This window comes from Neisseria viridiae, assembly GCF_962747995.1.
In the GTDB taxonomy this organism is placed as follows: Bacteria; Pseudomonadota; Gammaproteobacteria; order Burkholderiales; family Neisseriaceae; genus Neisseria; species Neisseria viridiae.
In genome coordinates this window covers 40,426-60,476 of sequence record NZ_CAUJAJ010000008.1, presented here as the reverse complement: position 1 = coordinate 60,476, position 20,051 = coordinate 40,426, and the positions used below count along the sequence as shown (strand labels likewise).

The 20,051-nt window shown below is 53.3% G+C and carries 18 protein-coding genes; 12 read left to right on the top strand and 6 right to left on the bottom strand.

The features are described from left to right. Positions 1 to 120: 120 nt before the first annotated feature. On the bottom strand, positions 121 to 2,433 hold the full coding sequence (locus tag Q9J79_RS06355) for a TonB-dependent receptor (RefSeq protein ID WP_301911950.1): 2,313 nt from the start codon (positions 2,431 to 2,433) through the stop codon (positions 121 to 123). Between the two features lie 351 nt (positions 2,434 to 2,784). Continuing rightward, the gene (locus Q9J79_RS06350; RefSeq protein ID WP_301911951.1) at positions 2,785 to 3,570 is read right to left on the bottom strand and encodes an inositol monophosphatase family protein; all 786 of its coding nucleotides are present in this window, start codon (positions 3,568 to 3,570) and stop codon (positions 2,785 to 2,787) included. A 242-nt stretch (positions 3,571 to 3,812) separates the two neighbouring features. Here Q9J79_RS06350 and Q9J79_RS06345 point away from each other — a divergent pair, with 242 nt between their 5' ends. From Q9J79_RS06345 to Q9J79_RS06330, 4 genes are all read left to right on the top strand, one after another. Continuing rightward, entirely contained in the window at positions 3,813 to 4,628 is an 816-nt protein-coding gene (locus tag Q9J79_RS06345) for an RNA methyltransferase (RefSeq protein WP_301911952.1), read from the top strand. A 60-nt stretch (positions 4,629 to 4,688) separates the two neighbouring features. Further along, a complete protein-coding gene (locus Q9J79_RS06340) occupies positions 4,689 to 5,546 on the top strand; it encodes a DUF1853 family protein (protein ID WP_301911953.1) in 858 nt (285 codons plus the stop codon). A gap of 34 nt (positions 5,547 to 5,580) precedes the next feature. Continuing rightward, entirely contained in the window at positions 5,581 to 6,837 is a 1,257-nt protein-coding gene (locus Q9J79_RS06335) for an RsmB/NOP family class I SAM-dependent RNA methyltransferase (protein WP_301912005.1), read from the top strand. A 346-nt stretch (positions 6,838 to 7,183) separates the two neighbouring features. Further along, on the top strand, positions 7,184 to 7,612 hold the full coding sequence (locus Q9J79_RS06330) for a DUF4124 domain-containing protein (RefSeq protein WP_304685233.1): 429 nt from the start codon (positions 7,184 to 7,186) through the stop codon (positions 7,610 to 7,612). Between the two features lie 48 nt (positions 7,613 to 7,660). Here the strand turns inward: Q9J79_RS06330 and Q9J79_RS06325 are convergent, their stop codons facing one another. Together Q9J79_RS06325 and Q9J79_RS06320 are read right to left on the bottom strand one after the other, a co-directional pair. Continuing rightward, positions 7,661 to 9,004 (bottom strand): aldehyde dehydrogenase family protein, encoded by a 1,344-nt coding sequence (locus Q9J79_RS06325; protein ID WP_304685235.1) that lies wholly within the window; start codon positions 9,002 to 9,004, stop codon positions 7,661 to 7,663. Positions 9,005 to 9,008: 4 nt separating this feature from the next. Next, positions 9,009 to 9,662, bottom strand: a complete 654-nt coding sequence (locus Q9J79_RS06320) for a MarC family protein (protein ID WP_304685236.1) — start codon at positions 9,660 to 9,662, stop codon at positions 9,009 to 9,011. A gap of 149 nt (positions 9,663 to 9,811) precedes the next feature. Here Q9J79_RS06320 and gatC point away from each other — a divergent pair, with 149 nt between their 5' ends. The 7 genes from gatC (at position 9,812) to Q9J79_RS06285 (ending at position 16,029) form a co-directional block, all read left to right on the top strand. Continuing rightward, positions 9,812 to 10,102, top strand: a complete 291-nt coding sequence (gene gatC / locus Q9J79_RS06315; protein ID WP_118814611.1) for an Asp-tRNA(Asn)/Glu-tRNA(Gln) amidotransferase subunit GatC — start codon at positions 9,812 to 9,814, stop codon at positions 10,100 to 10,102. Positions 10,103 to 10,164: 62 nt separating this feature from the next. Further along, positions 10,165 to 11,610, top strand: coding sequence for an Asp-tRNA(Asn)/Glu-tRNA(Gln) amidotransferase subunit GatA (gene gatA, locus Q9J79_RS06310; protein WP_304685237.1), 1,446 nt, complete (start codon positions 10,165 to 10,167; stop codon positions 11,608 to 11,610). Beyond that, positions 11,607 to 12,539: a VirK/YbjX family protein gene (locus Q9J79_RS06305; RefSeq protein WP_304685238.1), complete on the top strand. Its 933-nt coding sequence runs from the start codon at positions 11,607 to 11,609 to the stop codon at positions 12,537 to 12,539. Before gatA ends, Q9J79_RS06305 begins: the two co-directional genes overlap by 4 nt. Before the next feature lie 42 nt (positions 12,540 to 12,581). Beyond that, positions 12,582 to 14,012: an Asp-tRNA(Asn)/Glu-tRNA(Gln) amidotransferase subunit GatB gene (gene gatB / locus Q9J79_RS06300; RefSeq protein ID WP_304685239.1), complete on the top strand. Its 1,431-nt coding sequence runs from the start codon at positions 12,582 to 12,584 to the stop codon at positions 14,010 to 14,012. 91 nt (positions 14,013 to 14,103) lie between these two features. Continuing rightward, positions 14,104 to 15,114 carry a 2Fe-2S iron-sulfur cluster-binding protein gene (locus Q9J79_RS06295; RefSeq protein WP_301911958.1) on the top strand — a complete coding sequence of 337 codons (1,011 nt, stop codon included), beginning with the start codon at positions 14,104 to 14,106 and terminating at the stop codon, positions 15,112 to 15,114. Between the two features lie 29 nt (positions 15,115 to 15,143). Then, complete coding sequence (locus Q9J79_RS06290; RefSeq protein WP_304685240.1) at positions 15,144 to 15,662, top strand: hypothetical protein; 519 nt, start codon at positions 15,144 to 15,146, stop codon at positions 15,660 to 15,662. A gap of 13 nt (positions 15,663 to 15,675) precedes the next feature. Then, positions 15,676 to 16,029: a hypothetical protein gene (locus Q9J79_RS06285; RefSeq protein ID WP_118811633.1), complete on the top strand. Its 354-nt coding sequence runs from the start codon at positions 15,676 to 15,678 to the stop codon at positions 16,027 to 16,029. 400 nt (positions 16,030 to 16,429) lie between these two features. Here the strand turns inward: Q9J79_RS06285 and pdxH are convergent, their stop codons facing one another. Beyond that, positions 16,430 to 17,062, bottom strand: a complete 633-nt coding sequence (pdxH, locus tag Q9J79_RS06280) for a pyridoxamine 5'-phosphate oxidase (RefSeq protein WP_301911960.1) — start codon at positions 17,060 to 17,062, stop codon at positions 16,430 to 16,432. A 221-nt stretch (positions 17,063 to 17,283) separates the two neighbouring features. Between pdxH and Q9J79_RS06275 the strand changes: the two genes are divergently transcribed. Further along, positions 17,284 to 18,333 (top strand): pseudouridine synthase, encoded by a 1,050-nt coding sequence (locus Q9J79_RS06275; RefSeq protein ID WP_301912006.1) that lies wholly within the window; start codon positions 17,284 to 17,286, stop codon positions 18,331 to 18,333. A gap of 68 nt (positions 18,334 to 18,401) precedes the next feature. Here the strand turns inward: Q9J79_RS06275 and Q9J79_RS06270 are convergent, their stop codons facing one another. Beyond that, positions 18,402 to 19,943, bottom strand: coding sequence for an L-lactate MFS transporter (locus Q9J79_RS06270; protein WP_301911961.1), 1,542 nt, complete (start codon positions 19,941 to 19,943; stop codon positions 18,402 to 18,404). Positions 19,944 to 20,051: the final 108 nt, after the last annotated feature.

Below are 20,051 nucleotides of genomic sequence, written 5' to 3'. Positions count from 1 at the left end.
TTCAAACAAGCAGGTTTCAAAGGCACTAGAATAGCATTATTTAAGCATATCCCGCCATATCTCTTTAAAAGAAATGCCGTCTGAAACCTGTTCGGACGGCATTTTCCGGATGCGGAGAAATCAGAAATCCAATTCCGCCTTCAGCCAGTAAGTGCGCGGCATACCGACGACGGCGAAGCTGCGGTCGAATTGTCCGCGCTGTACCTGCCAGTAGTTTTTGTTGAACAGGTTCTCCACCGCGCTGCTGACGGTCAAAGTATTTTTGCCCAGCTTGGTTTTGTAGCGCGCGCCTACGTCAACCAAAGTGTAAGACGGGAAAGCGTATTGTTTTTGCGTTTTTTGGTAAGACTTGCCGAAATACGAAACGTTGCCGTTCAAGGTCAAGCCTTTGGCAAACGGCGTATCCCATTCCACGCCCGCTTTGGCAATCACGCGCGGATTGGCGACTTGTACGCCGTTAACCAGCATATCGCGCGAATTCGGATAATTCTTCACAGTCGATTGCAGATACATCAAACCCAAAGTCGGACGCAGGGTTTTGTTTAACAGGTTGGCGTATGCGTTGAACTCGATACCGCGACTGCGTTCCATTCCTTGCTCGTCGCCCGCCTCGCCGCCTTGCGCTTTATAGCGGGCGAAATCGGAATTGTTGCCGGCTGTGCCGCTGCCTGTGCCGCCTGCCGCTCCGCTTCCTGTGCCGCTGCCGCTACCGCTCTTAACGGTATTACCCCTCCAGTAACCCGGGCGTTTGATTTGAAACGCGTTTAACGTCGTAACAAAATCGCCCCAGTTTTTACGCACGCCGATTTCAAACTGGCGGCTGACGCGCGGTTTCGCCATCGTGGTGTCGCCTGTGCCGTCGTCTTTGATGTCGGCAGGCTCAAGGTCTTCCATATAGTTGCCGTACACCACCAAATCGGGCTGCGGCACCCACGCCGCCATCAGCATCGGGCTGAAGCGTTTGGCATTACCGCCCTGTGATTTTTTCTTGTCGGTGGATTCAACCGCTTGGAAACGACCGCCCAAAGTGAGGCGGTATTTGTTGTCGGCAAAGCCCAGTGTGTCGGACAAAGCCAGGCTGTTGACTTTGATATTGACATCCTTGTTGGCGGAGTTCTTCCAAGAATTGGGATAGTCGGCTGTAAACGATGCCAATTGATGCTCAATATTTTCGTTTGCCTTCACTTCTGCCTTGTTTGTTCCGGCTTTACTACCATCGATCGTTGCACGTTGACGGATGATGCGGTCGAAAGCCGTACTCCAGTTGTGTGTTACCGGGCCGGTTTCAAATTCGCCGCGTGCGGTCAGGTTCATACTCAAGGTGCGGAAATATTGGTCGGTCAGGCGCGCCGTGCCGGTGTGGTATTGGTTGGCACTTGGGCAGGTTGCGGTTTGGCTGCTCGCACCGCCTGTACCGCAAACGGTCGGGGAAATCAGCGTACCGTAATAGCGCGCTTTGTTGTAGCCGATACCGCCGGTAATTTGGGCATTGTCAAACGCATCCCATTCAAACGTCAGCATATTGGTTTCGCCGACGGTGTTTTGCCAGTTCCACGCAGGCAGCAGGTTGGTTTTGCCGTCGGGCGCGTCAAACAAGCGGCCGCCGGCGTTTTGAATATCCTGAATACGCGCGCGGCCGCCGTTGGTTTTGCGTTTCGCGTAGATGGAATCGAACGCCACGCGCAGTGTTTCACCGCGATAGTCGGCATTTAAGGCAAATTCTTTATTGTCCTCGCTGTAACCGTGGCGCGGAGTGTCGCCGTGGCGCAGTTTGCCGTTGGCGCGCACGCCGAATTCTTTGTTTTCGCCGAAACGTTGGCCCAAGTCGAACGTGCCTTGGGCGCGGCTGTTGCTGAAATAGCCCAAACCGATTTTGCGGTTGCCTTCATCGGCGGCCTTTTTGGTTTCGATATTGACGGAACCGGATACCGCACCTTCGGGGTCCATGCCGTTTACGGCGGTGGACGCGCCTTTAATCAGCTGTGCGGAGCCGACTTGCACGCTGGCTGTGCCTTGCGTGCCGTACATACCCGCCAAACCGTTGACGCTGAATTGGCGCGCATCAAGCTGATAACCTCGGAAATACAGGCCGGTCAGCGTGTTGCTTTCGCCGCCGAACTGCCAAACGGAAGCGTCTTTTTTCGCTACGGCATCCACCAAAGTACGCGCTTCGGTGTTGTTGAGGGCTTGTTCGTCGTAATTGACGACGGTAATCGGCGCGGTAAAGGCGTTGGCTTTACCCAATACGCCCAAGTTCACGCGGTCGCGCAAGTCGCCGTCGCTGGCGATGGAGTAAGAACGGGCGGCTTTGACGCGTTTGGCATCGGCACGGACATGAACCTGTCCGAGTTCGCCCTGCTGCGGAACATTGTCGGCGGCAGACGAAAACGCACTCAAAATCAACAGCGGCATTAAGGCAAGTTTTTTGTTCATGAAAACGCTCTCTTTATTGATTATTCAAATTTGAATTGGAAAAGATAAAACCCAAAGGATATTTTGTGCGCGCATTATATTTGATAATCAAACCCATTACAAAACGAATCCATACGCTTAATCTATCCGCCTACCAAATATCGGTTTATTTCTATTTTCAAGTGTGTACTTTATACCACACCGGCTGGGTGTGCCGTCACCCCGAGCTTTAGGCGGCAATAAAGGAAAAGTTAACGAACCAACAATATCCGACCAAAAGATTGTTCCGCTTCAAAGCAAAATGCCGTCTGAAATACGGTCGGGTATTTCAGACGGCATTCTATTCTTCCCCTCCTTCGGAAAAGACTCGGATTAAACATGTGCAGAAATGATTTTCAACATTTGCGCCAGTACTTTAGGATTGGCAGCCACAATATCGCCGCTTTCCAACCAGCCGTCTTCACCCGTCATATCGGTTACGATACCGCCTGCTTCTTGGACAATCAATGCACCAGCGGCAATGTCCCACGGTTTGAGGTTGAACTCGAAAAAGCCGTCAAAACGACCAGTCGCCACAGCACACAAATCCAAAGAAGCCGCGCCTTCGCGGCGGCCGCCGGCGGTTTTTGACAAGAAATCTTTCAAAATCGCCAGATACTTGTCCATCATGCTTTGATCGACAACGGGGAAGCCCGTACCAATCAGGCAGCGGTTCAATTCGATGCGGTTGGAAACGCGGATGCGGCGGTCGTTGAGCAACGCGCCTTTGCCGCGCGAAGCCATATATACGTCGTTGCGCTCGGGGGCGTAAACCAAAGCTTCTTGCAACACGCCTTTGTGCAGCAGTGCCATAGAGATGGCGTATTGGGGATGGCCGTGGAGGAAGTTGGTTGTGCCGTCAAGCGGATCAATAATCCATTCGTACTCGGCTGCGGCTTTGCCGTGGGAGCCGCTTTCTTCGCAAGTGATTTTGTGGTGCGGATAGGCTTCTTTCAAAGCCTCAACCAGGATGATTTCGGAATTGCGGTCAACATCGGAAACAAAATCGTTGAATGCTTTGCTGTCGGTTTTGACGGCATCGAGGTTGCCTGCGGCGCGTATCATCATCTGACCGGCACGGCGGGCGGCTTTAAAGGCTGTATTCAAAAACGGATTCATCAGATTTCCTTAAGGGTGCATACCGCCGGTTCGGACGTGCAGTCCTTCGGAGCGGCAAAATCGGAGTTTATTTGGTTGGGGTAAACACTGCCAAATCGGGTAAAATACCGCCTGACGCGTGTCTGCTTCAGGCGCAACGTTAAATTTCCGACGTTGTTAAAGAACATCTCAGACGGCATTTTACCGTCCGAACGAAAAAGACGGCGCATTATACCCTATTCCATTCCGACCGAAAACCGAACATGACTGCCCCTAAACCCGAATTGCCCGACTATCTCGGCAACATCCGCATCATCCTCACGCGCACCAGCCATCCCGCCAATATCGGCTCTGCCGCACGCGCGATGAAAACAATGGGTCTGCACAAATTGACCATCGTCGCCCCCAATCTGATGGCAACGCCGATGACGGAAAACTCGCCCGTGTTTGACCCGGAGCATCCTCAATCGTTTAAATTACCGGAAGAAAGCTTCATCCTCGCTTCCGGCGCGGCAGACGTTTTGGAAAATGCCACCATTGCCGCTTCTTTGGACGAAGCCCTTGCCGACACCACCATCGCCTGCGCCCTCACCAGCCGCCGCCGCGAAATCACCGCGCCGCTGCAAACGCCGCGCGATTTAGTGCCCGAATTATTGCAGGCGGCGCAACGCGGGGAACAAGTCGCGCTCGTCTTCGGCAACGAGACTTTCGGCTTGAGCATCGAAGAAGTCCGAGCCTGCAACCGACTGATGACCATCAACGGCAATCCCGACTATTTCTCGCTCAACCTCGCCCAAGCCGTGCAGGTCGTGTGCTACGAAATCTTCAGTCAAACCGATTCGCCGATGACCCATCTGCAACAGGAAGACCACGCCGCGACCCACGAGCAAATCAAAGGCATGGTCGCCCACATGGAAAGCGTGATGAACGACATCGGCTTTTTCAACCGCCGCAACGGCGAGCGTCTGATGCGCCGTATGCAGAGCCTGTTCGGACGCGCCAACACGCAAACCGAAGACATCGATATCCTGCGCGGTTTTTTCAATACCGTCAGCCACCGTATCCATAAAAAAGACTGATTAAGGCCGTCTGAAAACATTTCCAGCTTTTCAGACGGCATAACTGATATTCGGATAAGCATGAATTACGCCCTAGACGCATTATGGTGGAAACTTACCAGCCAACCCGTCCGCGACCTTGCCTCGCTGCTGACTGCGCCGCCTTTGTGGCAAAGCGGCTGCGAATTGAGCGTGCGAGAACTGCTGGGAGAACACGGTTTCCGTTACCTTTTGGCATTGGATGCCGATCCCACGCGGCTGACGGATTACCTCGCCCAACGCGCCCCGTTCGGCCACCGTCTCGGCATTTATGCCGAAGAGCTGCTGGCTTTTTGGTTTGCCAATGCACCGCACGCCGAACTGCTCGCGCACAACCTCACGGTTTCCGGTTCGGACGGCAATACGCAAGGAGCGGCGGATTTTGTGGCAAGGCTTAACGACAAACCCTACCATATCGAGCTGACCTGCAAATATTACGGCGGCGGCACGGGCAGGTCCGAAGACATGCGCGGATTCGACCCCAAAGACACGCTGTTGGGAAAAGCCGCCAAACTGACCGCCCAACTCGGTCTGCCGCATACTTCAGACGGCATCCGGACCTTGCGGCAGCACGGTCTGCCGCTTGGCGTAAAACCCGTTTCCATCGTGCGCGGCATTGGATTTTTTCCACAAGGTTTCCATGCTTTTGAGCCGCCGCTTAATCCATACGGCTGGCACGGCGTCTATATTCAAGATTGGGCGGAATACGGGTTTGAACGCCAAGAAGTCCGCTACCACCTGCTCGACCGTATGGCCTATCTCGCGCCTGCGCGTGTTGCCGAAACCGAAGCATTGAACGAAACCGAAATCCGCCGTATCGACCAAGGCCTGATTGCCGTTTTGGAATTGCGCCCCGACGGCTTTTGGCACGAAATCGAACGCATTATGAAGGCCGTCTGAAACCCTTTACCAACTTTAAGAGAACCCATTAATGATGAACGCCGCACAACTCGACCATACCGCCGAAATTTTGGCTGAAATGCTGACTTTCAAACAGCCTGCCGATGCCGTCCTCTCCGCCTATTTCCGCGAAAACAAAAAGCTAGGTAGGCAGGATCGCCACGAAATCGCCGAAACTGCCTTTGCCGCGCTGCGCCACTACCAAAAAATCAGCACCGCCCTGCGCCGTCCGCACGCCCAGCCGCGCAAAGCCGCGCTTGCCGCACTGGTTCTCGGCAGAAGCACCAACATCGGCCAAATCAAAGACCTGCTTGATGAAGAAGAAACAGCGTTCCTCGGCAATTTGAAAGCCCGTAAAACCGAGTTTTCAGACGGTCTGAATACCGCCGCAGAATTGCCGCAATGGCTGGTGGAACAGCTGCAACAGCATTGGAGCGAAGAAGAAATCCTCGCTTTCGGTCGCAGCATCAACCAAGCCGCGCCGCTCGACATCCGCGTCAATACTTTGAAAGGCAAACGCGATAAAGTGCTGCCGCTGTTGCAAGCCGAAAGCCCCGATGCAGAAGCAACGCCTTATTCGCCCTGGGGCATCCGCCTGAAAAACAAAATCGCGCTTAACAAACACGAACTGTTTTTAGACGGCACGCTGGAAGTCCAAGACGAAGGCAGCCAACTGCTTGCCCTGCTCGTCGGTGCAAAACGCGGCGAAATCATTGTCGATTTCTGTGCCGGCGCAGGCGGCAAAACCTTGGCTGTCGGCGCACAAATGGCCAACAAAGGCAGAATCTACGCCTTCGACATCGCCGAAAAACGCCTTGCCAACCTCAAACCGCGTATGACCCGCGCCGGACTGACCAACGTCCACCCCGAACGCATCGGCAGCGAACACGACAGCCGTATCGCACGACTGGCAGGCAAAGCCGACCGCGTGTTGGTGGACACGCCCTGCTCCGGCTTAGGCACGCTGCGCCGCAACCCCGACCTCAAATACCGCCAATCCGCCGAGACCGTCGCCAAACTTTTGGAACAGCAACACAGCATCCTCGATGCCGCATCCAAACTGGTGAAACCACAAGGACGCTTGGTGTACACCACTTGCAGCATCCTGCCCGAAGAAAACGAGCTGCAAGTCGAACGCTTCCTGTCCGAACATCCCGAGTTTGAACCCGTCAACTGCGCCGAACAGCTGCAAAGCCTGAAGGTCGATTTGGATACCGGCAAATACCTGCGCCTCGATTCGGCAAAACACCAAACCGACGGCTTCTTCGCCGCCGTATTGCAACGCAAATAACCCTGTTTGAACAAAATGCCGTCTGAAACCCTCTTAAAAGCATTCAGACGGCATTTCATCAATTAAAAATATCAAAATACCGCAGATTCAACCGATTCAACACCAAAGGCAGAAGCACGCGCCCATCGGATTTTATACGCGCCTGCCTGCAATTTTCTTTTTCTTTGCCGAAATATACGGTAGCATAAGCATATTCCAATGATATTTTTGGGAATCTGTTTTACCCCAATATATAAAGCACCATATTAAGGCGGAGTGTCTTCCCCACTTTGACCCGAACCCGGAAAAGACACCGCCCGAGCCAATCCTGATGCTGCCCCGGCAGCCAACCATTAAGGAAACCCTAATGAACTTTGCTTTATCCGTCATCACATTTGCCCTCGCCTCTTTCCTGCCCGTCCCGCCTGCCGAAGCCGCCGTCTTTACTTGGAAGGACGGCGGCGGCAACAGCTATTCGGATGTGCCGAAACAGCTTCATCCCGACCAGAGCCAAATCCTCAACCTGCGGACGCGCCAAACCAAACCGGCGGTCAAGCCCAAACCTGCCGTCGATCAGAATGCGGGCAGTGCGAAGGAAAACGAAAAGGATATTGCCGAGAAAAACGGGCAGCTTGAGGAAGAAAAGAAAAGAATTGCCGAAACCGAACGGCAGAACAAAGAAGAAAACTGCCGGATTTCCAAAATGAACCTGAAGGCGGTGGGAAACTCAAATGCGAAAAACAAGGATGATTTGATCCGTAAATACAATAACGCCGTAAACAAATACTGCCGTTAATCGGCTCTAGCGCAAACCCCATGCCGTCTGAAGCGGCACGGGGTTTGTTTATTTCTGCCAGTAGGTTTTAACGTTGACGAACTCGTACAGCCCGAATTCGGACAGTTCGCGCCCGTAACCGGAATCTTTGACTCCGCCGAAAGGCAGGCGCAAATCGCTGCTGGTATGGCGGTTGATAAACACCGATCCCGCCTGTATTTTTTCGGCAAACCGCCAGGCGCGTTCAGTATCGGCGGTATAAATGCAGGCACCGAGTCCGAACGGGGAATCATTGGCAAGGGCGATGGCATGATCTTCGTTTTCGGCACGCAAAATCAGAGCCACGGGGCCGAATACTTCTTCTCTCCAGACGCGGCAGGCAGGATTTACCCTGTCTAAAACCGTCGCAGGGTAAAACCACCCCGGCCCCGGCGGGATTTTGCCCCCGATCAGGCATACCGCGCCGTTTGAAACGGCATCTTCAACCTGCCCGTGAACCCGCTCCCGCAAATCTTCGCGGTGCAGCGGTGCAAGCGTGGTATCGGGATGTTTCGGGTCGCCCATTTTCAATTTGGCGCATTCGGCGAGAAACAGCGGAATAAAGCGGTCGGCTGCGGCTTCGGTTACGATGATGCGTTTGGCGGCGTTGCACGATTGCCCCGCATCGCGGAAACGGGAATAACAGGCTTCTGCGGCGGCGCGTTCCAAGTCGGCATCGGGCATCACGATAAAGGCGTTGCTGCCGCCGAGTTCCAACACGGTTTTCTTGAGGTTTGCACCCGCGTGTGCCGCAAGGATGCGCCCCGTATGCGTCGAACCGGTAAACGCCATCGCATCGGTATCTTCAACCGCCTTGAGCGTGTCCGCCTCATCCAGCCACGCGCCTGCCAAAGGAATGCCGTCTGAAGCCAAATCGAACAGTGCCTGACTGACGCGCGCCACGCTGGGTGCGGGTTTGACGGCGCACGCATTGCCCGCGCACATAGCGGGAACGGCAAAGCGCAATACCTGCCAGACGGGATAGTTCCAAGGCATGACGGCAAATACGATGCCCAAAGGCTCGAAGCGCACCTGACTCAAACTCGCCTGCGTCGCAATGGTTTTGTGGGCAAGCAGTTCGGGGGCGAGGCGGGCGTAATAGCGTATCAGTTCGATAGACTTGCCGATTTCCGCGCGGCATTCGTGCAGGCAACGTCCGACTTCTTCGCACACCATTTCCGCAAAACGCTCTTTTTCCGCCTCCAAACGGCCGGCAAATTTTTGCAGGCGCGCGGCACGTTCGGTTACGCCCAATTGCGCGAACGCCCTGCCGCGCATTTTCAAATCCGCCAGCCGCCGTTCAAACTCCGCATAATCTTGAGCTGGGCGGCGGTAAAGCGTTTCGCCCGTAAATACATTGACACTGTGAAACATCGAATCAACCTGCCAGTTGCGGGAATATCGTTTTCAGTCCCGACACAATAATCTCCACCGATACCGCCGCCAGCATCATACCCATAATGCGGTTTAAAATCGTCAGCCCCGTCGTGCCCAGCAGGCGGCTGACCTTCCCGGCAACGATTAAAATGACATAACAAATCGCACTGACCACCAAACCGGCCGCGATAATCAGCGCGATGTCGCTGTACGTTTTGGCTGCCGAAGCGTAAATAATCACGGTTGAAATACCGCCCGGGCCGATGGTGATCGGTATGGCGATGGGCACGACGGCAATCGCTCCGGCATTGCGGGCGGGGCGCGCCTGCCCCGTGTCCGGCTGCGCGCCGAGATTCTGCTTGGCGGGATTGTCGTTGCCGTTCATCATTGAAATGGCAATCAGCAACACCAAAATTCCGCCGCCGACCTGAAACGAACCGACGCTGATGCCCAAAACCTTCAACAGCGCACCGCCGATCAGCGCAAATACCGCAATCACGGCAAACACGGCGACGGCGGCCGTCCGCGCGACCTTCCTGCGCTCCTTCGTGCTGTGCCCGTTGGTCAGGTCAAGGTAAAGCGACAACGCACTGAACGGATTAATCAGCACCAAAAAAGCCACAATCAGCTTGCCGATTTCCATACCCAATCCCATTATTTCCCCTCCTTCAAACCCGTACGGCAGGCATTCGATGTTGCAAATTGCCGCCGCAACGGATTTTTCCGTTATAATTAAAAATTCAAGCAATACGCCCCATCATACCCGAACGACGGTATCTTTACCATCAGACAAGGATGCTTTTCATGGCACTGACACTTGCCGACGTAGACAAAATCGCCCGACTCTCCCGACTGCACCTGACTGCGGAAGAAAAAGAAAAATCGCTTCAAGAATTAAACGACATCTTCTCTATGGTCGAACAGATGCAAACCATCAACACAGACGGCATCGAACCGATGGCGCACCCGCACGAGGCCGCCTTGCGCCTGCGCGAAGACGAAGTAACCGAAACCGACCGCGCCGCCGAATATCAGGCGGTCGCTCCGGAAGTACGCAACCGCCTGTACATCGTACCGCAAGTTATCGAAGAATAATCCGAATACGCTTCAGACGGCATCAGCAATACCGCCCGAAGCCCTTTAAGGATGGAAGATTTATGACACAATACACATTGAAACAGGCAAGCGTCCTGTTGCAGTCCAAACAGATTTCCGCCGTCGAACTGGCAAGCGCATACCTTGCCGCCATCGCTGAAAAAAATCCCGCCCTCAACGGCTACATCACGCTGAACCCCGAAAAAACCCTCGCCGAAGCCCGCGCCGCCGACGAACGTATCGCGCAGGGCAACGCCTCCGCGCTTACCGGCGTTCCCGTCGCCTACAAGGATATTTTCTGCCAAACCGGCTGGCGCAGCGCGTGCGCTTCCAAAATGCTCGACAACTTCATCTCCCCCTACACCGCCACCGTCGTCCAAAACCTGCTCGACGAAGGCATGGTAACGCTTGGCCGCACCAATATGGACGAGTTCGCTATGGGTTCGACCAATGAAAACTCATTTTACGGCGCGACCAAAAACCCGTGGAATCCCGAACACGTCCCCGGCGGCTCTTCCGGCGGTTCGGCTGCCGTCGTTGCCGCACGCCTTGCCCCTGCCGCGCTCGGTTCGGATACCGGCGGCTCCATCCGCCAGCCTGCTTCACACTGCGGCATTACCGGCATCAAACCTACCTATGGCACGGTTTCCCGCTTCGGTATGGTCGCCTACGCCTCCAGCTTCGACCAGGCCGGCCCGATGGCGCAAACCGCCGAAGACTGCGCGATTCTGTTGAACGCGATGGCAGGTTTCGACCCCAAAGACTCCACCAGCCTCGAGCGCGAAAAAGAAGACTACACCCGCGATTTGAACCAACCGCTCAAAGGTTTGAAAATCGGCCTGCCCAAAGAATACTTTAGCGAAGGCAACAGTGCCGATGTTCAGACGGCATTGCAAAACACCATTGATTTGCTGAAAGCGCAAGGCGCGGAATTGGTCGAAGTTTCCCTGCCGCAAACCAAGCTGTCCATCCCCGCCTACTACGTCCTCGCCTCCGCAGAAGCCGGCACCAACCTTTCACGTTACGACGGCGTGCGCTACGGACACCGTGCCGCCCAATTCGGCGATTTGGAAGAAATGTACGGCAAAACCCGCGCCGAAGGTTTCGGCAGCGAAGTCAAACGCCGCATCATGATCGGCACTTATGTACTGTCGCACGGCTACTACGATGCCTACTATCTCAAAGCCCAAAAACTGCGCCGCCTCGTTGCCGATGATTTTCAGACGGCATTTGCACGGTGCGACCTCATCCTCGCGCCGACCGCACCCACTGCCGCCCCCAAAATCGGAGCGGATGCTTCGCCGGTTGAAACCTACTTGAGCGACATTTACACCATCGCCGTCAACCTCGCCGGACTGCCCGCATTGACCCTGCCCGCAGGCTTCAGCGGCGGCGGACTGCCCGTCGGCGTTCAGCTTATCGGCAACTACTTCGCCGAAGCCAAAATCCTCGGTGCGGCGCATCAAATCCAACTCAACAGCGATTGGCACGGCAAACGACCCGAATGAAGCAGAACCGCACCTTTACCTTCCCCGATTTTCGCACCGTTTACAGCTATGCCCCTTTATATCGGCTGCAACATTTAAAATACACATTGCGAAAATTTTTCGGAAAAAAAGAAATTTACGCCTTCGAGCAGTTTGTCAACGCCTCCCCCATCCGTCAGGGGCTGTTCCTCCACTGCCCGCAGGATGCCTATCCGCTTCTGCGTGAATTTGTTGACAGGCGTTTTAACTGCAAACGCCGTTTAGATGCGATGATGGCAGATTTTCTTATGGCGGAAAAACTGTTCGGCACAGACATTCTGCACCAAATGGAAGACTACCGCTTCCATCTGGTCTTGGCGCACCTTTCAGACGGCATCAGCTTGTGGCTCAACCGCAACGACAACTGCGTCGAAGAAGGCGCGTGGTCTTTATCTTTGCGCGATGAAGCAGGCAACCGGCTGTATATGGCGACTTTCGCCTTTGTTGGCACACACCTGCTGGCAGCCTCCGTACAAGGGCCTGCGGGTGAAGAAGCCAAAGACACCGTCCGCCGCATAACCAAACAACTTCACGGCCTGCGTCCCCAACAACTGATGGTAACCGCACTGCAATATTTCGCCGCCGCATTAAAATTAGACGGCGCGATAGGCATTGCACAAAAACATCAAGTCAAATTGCGCTGGAAACTTAAAAAGCGCGTCAAAATGAATTACGACGCATTCTGGCAGGAATACGGCGCAAGTTTGGAACGAGACGGCTACTGGCATCTCCCCCAAACTCCCGCCCGCAAAGACCTTGCCGACATCGAAAGCAAAAAACGCTCGATGTACCGCAAGCGTTATGAAATGCTGGACAACATGGTTGCAGAGATGAAGGACAGTCTGAAAACAAAAGCACGCAGCATTTCAGACGGCATCCAAACGGAAAAACCGCCCCGCCGGACAGCCTGACGCGAAGACTATCGAATTGATATTTTAGAGAAAGAAGCTCTTATGACCTGGGAAACCGTAATCGGCTTGGAAATCCACGTCCAATTGAACACCAAATCCAAAATCTTCAGCGGCGCATCGGCCGCATTCGGCGCAGAACCCAACGCGCACGCCGGCGTAGTGGAATGCGCGCTGCCGGGCGTTTTGCCTGTGATGAACCGCGAAGTCGTTGAAAAAGCCATCAAATTGGGTTTGGCTTTGGATGCAAAAATCAACCGGAAAAACGTATTCGACCGTAAAAACTACTTCTATCCCGACTTACCAAAAGGCTATCAAATCAGTCAGTTGGACTTACCGATTGTCGAACACGGCAAATTGGAAATCGTAGTCGGCGACGATGTGAAAATCATCAACGTAACCCGCGCCCATATGGAAGAAGACGCAGGCAAATCCGTGCACGAGGGCTTGAACGGCGCGACCGGCATCGACCTGAACCGCGCAGGCACGCCGTTGTTGGAAGTGGTCTCCGAACCCGAAATGTGTTCCGCCGCCGAAGCCGTTGCCTACGCCAAAGCTTTGCACAGCTTGGTAACCTGGCTGGACATTTGCGACGGCAATATGGCGGAGGGTTCGTTCCGCGTCGATGCCAACGTATCCGTTCGCCCAAAAGGTCAAGCAGAGTTCGGCACGCGCCGCGAGATTAAAAACCTCAACTCCTTCCGTTTCTTGGAGCAGGCAATCAATTACGAAGTGGAAGCGCAAATCGAGATTTTGGAAGACGGCGGCAAAGTACAGCAGGCAACGATGCTGTTCGATCCTGAAAAAGGTGAAACCCGCGTGATGCGCTTGAAAGAAGACGCGCACGACTACCGCTACTTCCCCGACCCGGATTTGCTGCCCGTCATCATTTCAGATGCCCAAATGCAAAAAGCCAAAGCAGAAATGCCCGAGCTGCCGAAAGAAATGGCGGCGCGTTTCGTGGCGGATTACGGCGTGTCCGAATACGACGCGCGCCTGCTCACCGCCAGCCGCGCACAGGCTGCCTATTTTGAAGAAGCCGCCAAAGAAAGCGGACAGGGCAAGCCGACTGCCAATTGGATGAACGGCGAACTCGCCGCCACGCTGAACAAAGAAGGCATGGAACTTGCCGACAGTCCGATTACCGCCCCGCGCCTCGCCGCGCTGGTGGGCAAAATCGCCGACGGCACATTAAGCAGCAAGTTAGCGAAAAAAGCCTTTGAAGCCATGTGGGCAGAACCTGAAGCCACCATTGCCGAAATCATTGAAAAACACGGTTTGCAACAGATGACCGATACCGGCGCGGTTGAAGCGATGGTGGACGAAGTGCTGGCAAACAACGCCAAAGCCGTGGAACAGTTTAAATCCGGCAACGAAAAAGCCCTGAATGCGATTGTGGGGCAAGTGATGAAGGCCAGCAAAGGCAGAGCCAACCCCGCGCAGGTTCAAGAGCTGATTAAAGCCAAACTTGCCTGATAAGCAAGATGCCGTCTGAAACCCAAATCCGACGTTCAGACGGCATTTTCACAGTCTGACCACATTAAAACAGCATAAAAAACAATATTCCATGAACCACACCATTACACTGCCCGACCAAACCACCTTTGCCGCCGACGACGGTGAAACCGTTTTGGCCGCTGCCGCCCGACAAAACCTCAATCTGCCCCATTCCTGCAAAAGCGGTGTCTGCGGACAATGCAAAGCCGAACTGGTCAGCGGCGATATTCAAATGGGCGGACACTCGGAACAGGCTTTATCCGAAGCAGAAAAAGCACAAGGCAAGATTTTGATGTGCCGCACCACTGCGCAAAGCGATATCAGCATCCACATCCCCGGCTACAAAGCCGATGCCCTACCCGTCCGCACCCTGCCCGCACGCATCGAAAGTATTATTTTCAAACACGATGTTGCCCTCCTGAAACTTGCCCTGCCCAAAGCCCCGCCGTTTGCCTTCTACGCCGGGCAATACATTGACTTACTGCTGCCAGGCAACGTCAGCCGCAGCTACTCCATCGCCAATTCGCCCGACCAAGAAGGCATTTTGGAACTACACATCCGCAGGCGCGAAAACGGTGTCTGCTCGGAAATGATTTTCGGCAGCGAACCCAAAGTCAAAGAAAAAGGCATCGTCCGCGTTAAAGGCCCGCTCGGTTCGTTTACCTTGCAGGAAGACAGCGGCAAGCCCGTCATCCTGCTGGCAACCGGCACAGGCTACGCCCCCATCCGCAGCATCCTGCTCGACCTTATCCACCAAGACAGCAGCCGCGCCGTCCATTTCTACTGGGGCGCGCGTCATCAAGATGATTTGTATGCCCTCGAAGAAGCACAAGGGTTGGCATGCCGTCTGAAAAACGCCTGCTTCACCCCCGTATTGTCCCGCCCCGGAGAGGGCTGGCAGGGAAGAAAAGGGCACGTACAAGACATCGCGGCACAAGACCACCCTGACCTGTCGGAATACGAAGTGTTTGCCTGCGGCTCTCCGGCTATGACCGAACAAGCAAAAAATCTGTTTGTGCAACAGCATAAGCTGCCGGAAAACTTGTTTTTCTCCGACGCATTCACGCCGTCCGCATCATAATTCCCCGGTATAGTAAAAGGGCAGTAATTATGCAAAAAAAAATAATACTTTCTTTAAAAGAAAAAATAGAGGGTATAGGTAATAATGTAGATCATATCTTACTCGCAACTTTAATTCTTAAATGGTTACATGATTATCCTAGTTTAGAGAAAGAATTTTTAGATCACTATTCAAATATTTCTAAATTTATGAATATAGAAATTTCAGATATCCCTAATTATCCAATAAAAAAATCACTAATTAGTTTTTACGATTTAAAAGCTCTTAAACGGGAAATAGATATTTCCATGCAAAGAAAAAATTCATATATTTATCAATCGCTACAAAATTTTTTAGAGAATTTATTTATTATTCAAGAACCAGATATGGAATGTAATATTTGCCATGGCACCTATGGTTTTGATTTATGGAAGGAAATCGAGACTAATAGATTAGTTTATTGCTGCAAAACATGTGCATTCGCAGAATATGTTAATGGGGAATTTAGAAATAATGAAAATCACCTTACCATTCCAACAAATGATGATTTGAGTTTATTGAATACATAATTAGTAGAATAAAATGAAACAACGTAATCAAAAAACTAAAATTTGGACAGAGAATGAAGTTGAGCAGTCATTAAATGAATTTAATGATATTTTGCTTAATAATACATTTCTTATTGATGATTTAAAAAAGAAGTTTTTAGCAACAAGTGCCTATTGTTTATCTCTACTTCCGGAAGAAGAAGATATATATAAAATATTAGTCAATGGCACTAAAATTGTAAATTTAGAATTTAACAAGCATGCAAATACATCATATATTACAAATGTAATTGATATTGATGAGTATATAGAAACATTAAATAATGAAGCTTGCAAATTATTTTTTAGGTTGGCAAAAAAAATTGGTATGCAGAATATAAATATTTAGTCTGCGTAGCCTGTGCAACATACTAATCGTGAAATGGTAGGGTGTGCATTCATGCATACGCGGTTTGGGCTTCACGGAATTTTATTTCAGACCGTCTGAAAATACTGCGTGGGTAACAAGTTGCCCACCCTGCGCGTGCTTGCCGTGTATGCTAAAAATGACATTACTATCAGCTCAGGCATCCATACCGGCTAAGTTATAGAATAAGTTATAGAAAACCATGTTTACATTTTTCATCATGAGAAGCTTATGACTGAATTAAATCTTGTTTTAGATAACCTCAAAAGAGGATTCAGGCTTTCCGTTCGGAACACAAAAAACTTCCCGTCCGTGTTTTCCCGTGAAAAAATGCCGTCTGAAACCCAATTCCGGCTTTCAGACGGCATATGTTTTTTCCTGTTCAAGGCGACAGCCGCTCGCGTATCCAGCCGCCATCCAGCAAACGGTATTGGATGCGGTCGTGCAGCCTGCTCGGCCTGCCCTGCCAGAACTCAAGCAAATCGGGAATCACAATATAGCCGCCCCAATGCGGCGGACGCGGCACGTGCAAAGGATGTTTGAGTCCGACCGCCGCCGCCTTTGCCACCAATACCGCCTTGTTCGGAATAACCTCGCTCTGCGCACTTGCCCACGCACCCAAACGGCTCTGATACGGGCGACTCTCAAAATATTCGTCCGACAACTTCTCCGACAGCCTTTCAACACGCCCTTCCACGCGCACCTGACGCTCCAGCTCCGGCCAAAAAAACGTCATCGCCGCAAATGGATGAGCATCCAGCGAACGCCCCTTGCGGCTGTGATAATTCGTAAAGAAAACAAAACCTTCAGAATTAACTTCCTTCAGCAGCACCATACGGCTGTTGGGTCTGCCGCGTCCGTCGACCGCCGCCACATTGACCGCCGTCGGCTCGTTGACCTCGGCGCGTACCGCCTCGTCCAACCACCGCTCGAACTGCTCGATCGGATTGTCAGCGCAATCGCCTTCCGACAATTCCCGTTTGCTGTAATCTTCCCGAATATTGTGCAAATCCATTTACCGCTCCTCTTGTTATTTGAAAGATTCTACTCCCGCACACAAACCGATTTCAACCGTTGCACAAACTTTGTCCCCAAAGCCGCAGCGACGATTTCATCCACAAACACGCCGCATCAGGTACAATGGCAGCCCGTCCCGAACAAAGACGGCATTTTATCAACCCGTCCTGCCGCACACGCCGCAGAAGAACCGCCTTATCAGGCGAGTTAGGAAAAATGATGTCCAAACAGCCCACCAGCAAACGCCAATGGCGCGACGGCGCAGCCCCGTCTGCCAAGAAAACCGCCAAACCTTCCAAAAGCAAAGCCCGTCCCAAAAACGAAACGGGCAAAACCGCATCCCAACCTTACGGACAAAAAGCTTCAGACGGCATCAAGCCACAAAACGCCCCCAAACAGCGCGCCGCCAAAGCCAAAAAACTCGTCGTCCGCAATCCCAACCAAAAAATTATGGAACACGCACGCGATTTGAAAGAACGCCGCAGCGACCTATCGCGCATGGAACCCGAACGCCTGCAAAAAGTGCTCGCCGCGTCCGGCGTCGGCTCGCGCCGCGAAATGGAAGAATGGATCAACAACGGCTGGGTAACGGTCAACGGCAAAACCGCGCAACTGGGCGACAAAGTCACCCCCGACGACCACGTTACCGTCAAAGGCAGCATCATCAAGCTCAAATGGGCGGACCGCCTACCGCGCATCATCCTGTATTACAAACAAGAAGGCGAAATCGTTTCCCGCGACGATCCGCAAGGCCGCGTCAGCATTTTCGACCGTCTGCCGCAGGCCGCCAGCAGCCGCTGGGTCGCCATCGGACGCTTGGACATCAACACCAGCGGCCTTCTGATCCTCACCACCTCCGGCGAACTCGTCCAACGTTTCGCCCACCCCAGCTTCGAAGTTGAACGCGAATACGCCGTGCGCGTACTGGGCGGACTGACCACCGAACAAATGCGCAGCCTCACCGAAGAAGGCGTGATGCTCGAAGACGGCTTGGCAAAAGTCGAACGCATCTACGAACAAGGCGGCGAAGGCGCGAACAAATGGTACAACGTCGTAATTAAAGAAGGCCGCAACCGCGAAGTGCGCCGCATATTCGAAAGCCAAGGCCTCACCGTCAGCCGCCTCGTGCGCGTCGGCTTCGGCCCCATCGGACTGCCCAACCGCCTCAAACGCGGACAGTTCTACGAACTCAACCCCGCCGAAGTCGCCAACATCCTCAAATGGGCGGAAATGCTGCTGCCGGGAGAATACCGCCGCAAAAAAGCCTAAACCCGCCAAAACACAAAAATGCCGTCTGAAACATCTGCTGTTTCAGACGGCATTTTATTCGGGCGTTTTCAGGAGAAAAGGTCGAGTGCTTTGACAAAGACCATCACCACGCCGTAGGCGAGCGGTATGACGGCCAATGCCCAACGCCACCAGACCGATATGCCGCCGCCGGAAACTTTTTCGCCCACAAGGTAAGCGTCGGATATGGCGGTTTCGTCGTCGGGGTTGCCGCTGCGTGCGGCGGTTTTGATGTCTTTTTCGTGGTGTTTTTCGTGTACGGACTTGACGGCGAGGTTGCACAGCAGTCCGACAATCAACAATCCCGCCATAATATACATGGTTACGCCGTATGCCTGTGCCGCCGGTATGCCGCTGTCGATTTGGCTTTGGCGTATGTAATTGACCAGTACCGGGCCGATGACGGCGGCGGTTGACCAGGCCAGCAGGATGCGCCCGTGAATCGCGCCGACCTGATAGGTACCGAACAGGTCTTTCAGGTAGGCGGGAATGGCGGCAAATCCGCCGCCGTACATGGAAATAATCACGCAAAAACCGATGATGAACAGGGCTTTGCTGCCGCCCTCGCCGACGGAGGGAACGGCGAAATACAGCAGCGAACCGAGTACGAAGAAGATGGTGTAGGTGTTTTTGCGTCCGATTTTGTCGGAAACGCTCGACCATAAAAAGCGTCCGCCCATATTAAACAGGCTCAGGAGGCTGACGAAGCCTGCCGCCGCACCTGCGCCGACTGCCGCCTGCCTGCCTGCGGAGGTTTCGGAAAAGAGTTCCTGAATCATCACGGATGCCTGGCCCAATACGCCGATGCCGGCGGTTACGTTCAGGCACAATACCCAGAACAACAGCCAAAACTGCGGCGTTTTCATGGCTTGGGACACGTTGACATGATTGCTGCTGACCAGCTTGTTTTGCGTTTTCGGCGCGGTATAGCCTTCAGGTTTCCAGCCGTCGGCAGGTACGCGGATGGTAAACGCGCCGAACATCATCAGTGCGAGGTAAAGCAGGCCCAATACGGCAAAGGTTTCGGCAACCCCGACCGAAGCGGCGTTTGAAAAGGCGTTCATCAATGATACGGAAAGCGGCGAGGCCAGCATTGCGCCGCCGCCGAAACCCATAATTGCCAAACCGGTCGCCATACCCGGTTTGTCGGGAAACCATTTCATCAGTGTGGAAACCGGCCCGATGTAGCCCAAACCCAAGCCTACGCCGCCGATGACGCCGTTGCCCAAATAAAGCAGGAAAAGGTTGTGCGTACTCACGCCGAATGCGGATACGAAAAAGCCCAGGCTGAAGCAGCATGCGGCGGCAAATATGGCTTTGCGCGGCCCTACCCGTTCCATCCACGTGCCGAACAGGGCGGCCGACGCGCCCAGCATCGCGAGTGCGATACTGAAAATCCAACCTACGGTCGTCAGCTTCCAATCTCCGGCCGCCGATTCGGTTATGCCGATAAGTTTGGTCAGCGGCGCGTTGAATACGGAATAGGCGTAAATCTGCCCGATGGCAAGGTGCACCGCCAATGCTGCGGGCGGTACGAGCCAACGGTTGAAACCCGGCTTGGCAATGCTTGCCTCACGGTCTAAAAACTTCATAACATCCTCTTTCTGTCAGTTGAAAAATAAAATTTCATTTTCTCAATGTAACTTATTGAAAATTATATAGTGGATTAACAAAAATCAGGACAAGGCGACGAAGCCGCA

Coding starts and splice junctions, on each gene's coding strand:
- Q9J79_RS06355 (WP_301911950.1), bottom strand. CDS start 2,433: ATGAACAAAAAACTTGCCTTAATGCCGCTGTTGATTTTGAGTGCGTTT.
- Q9J79_RS06350 (WP_301911951.1), bottom strand. CDS start 3,570: ATGAATCCGTTTTTGAATACAGCCTTTAAAGCCGCCCGCCGTGCCGGT.
- Q9J79_RS06345 (WP_301911952.1), top strand. CDS start 3,813: ATGACTGCCCCTAAACCCGAATTGCCCGACTATCTCGGCAACATCCGC.
- Q9J79_RS06340 (WP_301911953.1), top strand. CDS start 4,689: ATGAATTACGCCCTAGACGCATTATGGTGGAAACTTACCAGCCAACCC.
- Q9J79_RS06335 (WP_301912005.1), top strand. CDS start 5,581: ATGAACGCCGCACAACTCGACCATACCGCCGAAATTTTGGCTGAAATG.
- Q9J79_RS06330 (WP_304685233.1), top strand. CDS start 7,184: ATGAACTTTGCTTTATCCGTCATCACATTTGCCCTCGCCTCTTTCCTG.
- Q9J79_RS06325 (WP_304685235.1), bottom strand. CDS start 9,004: ATGTTTCACAGTGTCAATGTATTTACGGGCGAAACGCTTTACCGCCGC.
- Q9J79_RS06320 (WP_304685236.1), bottom strand. CDS start 9,662: ATGGGATTGGGTATGGAAATCGGCAAGCTGATTGTGGCTTTTTTGGTG.
- gatC (WP_118814611.1), top strand. CDS start 9,812: ATGGCACTGACACTTGCCGACGTAGACAAAATCGCCCGACTCTCCCGA.
- gatA (WP_304685237.1), top strand. CDS start 10,165: ATGACACAATACACATTGAAACAGGCAAGCGTCCTGTTGCAGTCCAAA.
- Q9J79_RS06305 (WP_304685238.1), top strand. CDS start 11,607: ATGAAGCAGAACCGCACCTTTACCTTCCCCGATTTTCGCACCGTTTAC.
- gatB (WP_304685239.1), top strand. CDS start 12,582: ATGACCTGGGAAACCGTAATCGGCTTGGAAATCCACGTCCAATTGAAC.
- Q9J79_RS06295 (WP_301911958.1), top strand. CDS start 14,104: ATGAACCACACCATTACACTGCCCGACCAAACCACCTTTGCCGCCGAC.
- Q9J79_RS06290 (WP_304685240.1), top strand. CDS start 15,144: ATGCAAAAAAAAATAATACTTTCTTTAAAAGAAAAAATAGAGGGTATA.
- Q9J79_RS06285 (WP_118811633.1), top strand. CDS start 15,676: ATGAAACAACGTAATCAAAAAACTAAAATTTGGACAGAGAATGAAGTT.
- pdxH (WP_301911960.1), bottom strand. CDS start 17,062: ATGGATTTGCACAATATTCGGGAAGATTACAGCAAACGGGAATTGTCG.
- Q9J79_RS06275 (WP_301912006.1), top strand. CDS start 17,284: ATGTCCAAACAGCCCACCAGCAAACGCCAATGGCGCGACGGCGCAGCC.
- Q9J79_RS06270 (WP_301911961.1), bottom strand. CDS start 19,943: ATGAAGTTTTTAGACCGTGAGGCAAGCATTGCCAAGCCGGGTTTCAAC.